The sequence below is a fragment of the Candidatus Jordarchaeum sp. genome, from assembly GCF_052745115.1.
The window spans coordinates 1-3,922 of the sequence record NZ_JBRAKS010000334.1 but is presented as its reverse complement, the minus strand read 5'-3'; the positions used below and the strand labels follow the sequence as shown (position 1 = coordinate 3,922).

At 45.6% G+C, this 3,922-nt stretch carries 7 protein-coding genes and 1 pseudogene; 5 read left to right on the top strand and 3 right to left on the bottom strand.

All coding sequences use genetic code 11. The annotated features are described in order from the left end of the window. A pseudogene (locus ACUVXA_RS17295) lies at nucleotides 1-277 on the bottom strand (hypothetical protein); the annotation flags it as partial. A gap of 75 nt (nucleotides 278-352) precedes the next feature. Here ACUVXA_RS17295 and ACUVXA_RS17290 point away from each other — a divergent pair. Both ACUVXA_RS17290 and ACUVXA_RS17285 read left to right on the top strand, forming a co-directional pair. Further along, nucleotides 353-559, top strand: coding sequence for a hypothetical protein (locus ACUVXA_RS17290; RefSeq protein WP_445872532.1), 207 nt, complete (start codon nucleotides 353-355; stop codon nucleotides 557-559). A 326-nt stretch (nucleotides 560-885) separates the two neighbouring features. Further along, nucleotides 886-1,185 carry a hypothetical protein gene (locus ACUVXA_RS17285; protein ID WP_445872531.1) on the top strand — a complete coding sequence of 100 codons (300 nt, stop codon included), beginning with the start codon at nucleotides 886-888 and terminating at the stop codon, nucleotides 1,183-1,185. 31 nt (nucleotides 1,186-1,216) lie between these two features. Here ACUVXA_RS17285 and ACUVXA_RS17280 read toward each other — a convergent pair whose 3' ends face one another. After that, nucleotides 1,217-2,122 (bottom strand): ADP-ribosylglycohydrolase family protein, encoded by a 906-nt coding sequence (locus ACUVXA_RS17280; RefSeq protein ID WP_445872530.1) that lies wholly within the window; start codon nucleotides 2,120-2,122, stop codon nucleotides 1,217-1,219. Between the two features lie 167 nt (nucleotides 2,123-2,289). On the opposite strand from ACUVXA_RS17280, the gene ACUVXA_RS17275 reads away from it, so the two are divergent. From ACUVXA_RS17275 to ACUVXA_RS17265, 3 genes are all read left to right on the top strand, one after another. Further along, the gene (locus ACUVXA_RS17275) at nucleotides 2,290-2,481 is read left to right on the top strand and encodes a hypothetical protein (protein WP_445872529.1); all 192 of its coding nucleotides are present in this window, start codon (nucleotides 2,290-2,292) and stop codon (nucleotides 2,479-2,481) included. Nucleotides 2,482-2,541: 60 nt separating this feature from the next. Beyond that, nucleotides 2,542-2,664 carry a hypothetical protein gene (locus tag ACUVXA_RS17270; protein ID WP_445872528.1) on the top strand — a complete coding sequence of 41 codons (123 nt, stop codon included), beginning with the start codon at nucleotides 2,542-2,544 and terminating at the stop codon, nucleotides 2,662-2,664. Nucleotides 2,665-2,856: 192 nt separating this feature from the next. After that, on the top strand, nucleotides 2,857-3,267 hold the full coding sequence (locus ACUVXA_RS17265) for a hypothetical protein (protein WP_445872527.1): 411 nt from the start codon (nucleotides 2,857-2,859) through the stop codon (nucleotides 3,265-3,267). A gap of 273 nt (nucleotides 3,268-3,540) precedes the next feature. Here the strand turns inward: ACUVXA_RS17265 and ACUVXA_RS17260 are convergent. Beyond that, nucleotides 3,541-3,922, bottom strand: a 382-nt coding sequence (locus ACUVXA_RS17260) for a hypothetical protein (RefSeq protein ID WP_445872526.1), incomplete at its 5' end; no start/stop codon positions are given.

The following is a 3,922-nucleotide window of genomic DNA, read 5'->3' as shown; positions in this document are numbered from 1 at the left end:
GAGCTTCCGCAAGTTGCTCCAACCTCTGCTCGGTTCTCTGCTGAGCTTCCGCAAGTTGCTCCAACCTCTGCTCGGTTCTCTGCTGAGCTTCCGCAAGCCTCTCCACAGTGGTTTCAAGTCTCTGTAGGCGTTCCTCGGTTTTGTGCTGAGCTTCTGCGAGTTTGTCCACTGCGGCTGTTAGTTTGTCGAATTCTTCTCTCGTTACCTTTATTTCCTTTACTCTATCGTCTACCACTTTAACTATAAACTCGTATAGTTCTGGCGTTATCGAGGACATTTTCTCACCATTTTCCTCCGATTTTTAAGAGCTACCTTAGAATATGAATTGTTCCCTATTCAAACAGGGACTGACATGATTCACCCAAGGCACTCCACAGATGCAAAAAGGGTCCAGCGTTATGAGGGTTTTGAGGCGGTGTCTATACGTTTCATCACACCCTTAGCGTGCCGGAAGTACATTTTACCCAATTTCACGGCTGCTTTCACACACTTATCAATTGTGGGCGCAGGTAATCATGCTCTTCGGTACGTATCCTGTTGTTTTGTTCTTAATTCTTAGAATAGGGGTAAATACTATTTAAATCCCACGAGCCACGAGTGCAGAATACATGTCCAAACCCAAATACCGCCAGAAATCCCTATTTTCCCAGCAAGGCCCTATGCCCTAAATGGCATCCAGTGGCTATCAACCAATCGAGTACCCCCTAACCTACACAACCAAACTCTCTATGCACCATTTGAAAGATTTCGACGGGCTAAAGAGATGAGGCAAAAATGGTTCCAGAATAAAATATGCGAGATTGGTAGAGAAACCTATCAAACAATACTGAAAATCAAACCCTTCCCGAAAGTTACTCTCCATCTTAGGTAACGCCTAGTTAATTTGTGCCAACTCGCAGAAGTGATTCCAGATTTATTCGGCTCCGGTTCTACCATAAGGCTTCAAGCTGCGAAGGAGGCTATAAACACCCTTTTTTTGGACCAAACCGAATCATTCTACATCACCAACTCGCAGAATCAGCAATAAAAATTAAGCGAATAAGTTTTCTCCTTGGTGCTAGAGAGGGTGCCTCAAAGGAATTTATCGCTTGCAAGCATGGTTGTGGACCTGTGTCCCACGACATTCTAGCAATGGATCTAGCGGCAGCCTCAGCCCTAACCGCCCTAGCCTTTGCCCTACACTAGAGGCAAAGTGGCGGAGGAGAAGCCTAAAGCCCTACTTGAGTGCCCACAGGTCTTCCGCCAGTTTTTCTATGTAAGCTCTCCTTTCCAGCTTGTTTCTCCACTGCTCTGGTATGGCTTCGACACCGTGGTATGCTCCACTTATGGCCCCGGTCATGGCTCCAATGGTGTCCGTGTCTCCTCCTAGGTTCACAGCGTAGGTAACTGCGTCCTTAAAGTTTCCCCAGTTGCGTAGGAAGCAGTAGACCGCAGTTAATACAGAGTTGTGGGCCTCAACACTATTTCCGAGTTCCTTGACAACTTTGTGTCTATCCGCCCCCTCTTTCAGGAGTTCAACGGCCTTTTTAAGCTTCCGCCTGTAAGTCTCGTTACTCGTGAAACCCATCAATTTTTCCAGAAACTCGTAGGAATCCCATTCTGAGGATTGACTTGCTTTTACTGCTAGGGCTACAGAATAGGCTTGAATGACTGCACCCTCTGTTCCAAGCTCATGGGTGTGGGTTATCATGCTCTGGGCATGGGCCACAAACCGCAGCTTCTCGGTGTCATCATAATAAAGGAGACCCACCGGAGCGACCCTCATGGCTGCACCGTTACCATAAGAACCAGCTCCACCGAACAGTTGCTTCGCAGCCTCATCCCAGGGAACACCCGACTTTATCCACCTAAAAACTTTAGGCGGACCGCTGGCATAACCACGCCAAGGCTCCTGCTCATAGTTTTTAATGAAAGTTTGTGCCATGTGATTCCCATTGAAACCTTTATTGGCAATCAGGGATTCCGCCACGCCAATCATCATATGAGTATCGTCAGTCCACCGTCCATCGAAAACGCTCTCTACATCCAAGCTTGCTAAGCCTTCAAGACGGCAGCCCAAAGCATCGCCAACTGCACATCCAATCAAGCATCCTAAAAACCTAGACCTCGTATCATCGAACAAGCATACCAGCTCCCAAATAAAAGTAAGCGACTCAAATTTTAAAAATGTGACCGTTAAAACTCAAGCTAGACTCCGTACGAGATACATGAAGGAAAAGGATATGGGATGCGAAAGAAATAGAAGCGTTACTGAAGAAAGTTATTGTGGTTTCAGATGGAGGTTATATTATGAACAGGAGGGAAGCAGAGAAGGTTATCAGAATACTGTTTGCAGCCGATGGTGGATGCGAGTACTGTGTATCGAGGTTGCTTAAGCTGTTCTACGAAGACTTTCCCGAGTTTAAGGAGCTTGCGAATGAAGCCTTTAAAAAAGTTTTTAGCGTAGAACTTGACTTCATTAAAAAGAATGATCTCATATGAAGGAAGAACGATACACAAGGGATAAAAAGGCTCTGTGAGAAGAAACTAGTGAATTTTTTGATGAACGGGAGAGACGGGATTGCAGAGAAGTATATTTCTTTTATTCGCAGTGTGGCGAAAGCCTATCTTAGGCGTGTAAAGAAGTGTTTTTCAAGGGAGAACAGGGTGGTTTATATGATGTAAATAAGAGATAAAATAACAAAGAAAGATTCGGGAGACCCTCTTGCCAATGTAAACTGGGCAAGGTATCATCCAGCAACAGTGGCGGAAACTTGCGATAGTTTTGATCTCAACCTTAATAGCATTCGCCAAAAATGGTGTTGAATCCAAGAAGAACGATTAAAGAACTAGAAAGAATAGAGGAGAAGATAAAGAATGAAGATAACCTTTGAAGACGGAAGCGAATTAGAATTACCAGAAACGTGGATTGAATGCATAAAAATAAAACATAACCTAAGTCCTGAAGAGTACTGGGAGAAAGTCGCACTCCACATCCGCAAGCTTTGGAGCGAAGGCAAGGTACTAACAAAGTTTGGTGAGGAACCGATAAACCTGACGTTCGGCCACGAAATCCTTGAGAACGAAGAATACTACGAGCCAACGATGGCGCGGCACGCCGAAAAATGCATCTATGCCGATTTAAGAGCCTGCCTATTGGCGAAAGCAATGGCATCGGTAGGCGGAAGCGCGAAGGTTGTAGCGATAGGCAATGATAAAGTAACCGTCTACTCTGGAAACGAGAAAAAAGAATATGACAACGTAGAAGACGCCATGAAGAATGAATAAATAGAAAGCAGAAGAAAAAGAAACAAACCATGATAAACCATGCACAAATCCGACAGGCCCTCTCAACCCACCACTTGCCCCAAACCCTCCTTGGAGAACATGGCTGAAGTCTTGAGGAACACCGGCTACCTGGTTTATCCCCTCTCCGACTGAATGAAAATGTTTTTTATGGTAAACCTACATAAGCTTCGCTTCTTAGACAAGATATGAAAATATCAAGTTTTTCATAACAAATAAAAAAAGAGGTGAGGAGGATATGGTGTTTTTTATTCTTTACCATGAGACTGTGTCTATGCGGAAGTAGACTGTGTAGCGGCAGTCACCGAGGTCAACGCGGTAGCCTCCCCAGTACCATCCTTGGTTAATGTATTGGTGCCATTGGGATGGCGACCAGTACCATTGCCAAGTCGGGTATTGGTCATCCCCATCGATATCGTCGTCTTCCCATGCTTCGATACGAACCTTAGCATCCCGGTCGTAGCTGATGAATGTGTAGAAGTATTTGTTCCAGTCGAGTGGTCCAGCTCCGTCTCGCGACCAGTATCCCTCGGGGCAGAGACCTATCTTTCCGCTACCAGGGTAGCCTTCCTCAGTGGGATAGATTCCATCACCGCTGAAGGATTTTATGTATTCTTCGCCTGCCCCCTTTGGCCAC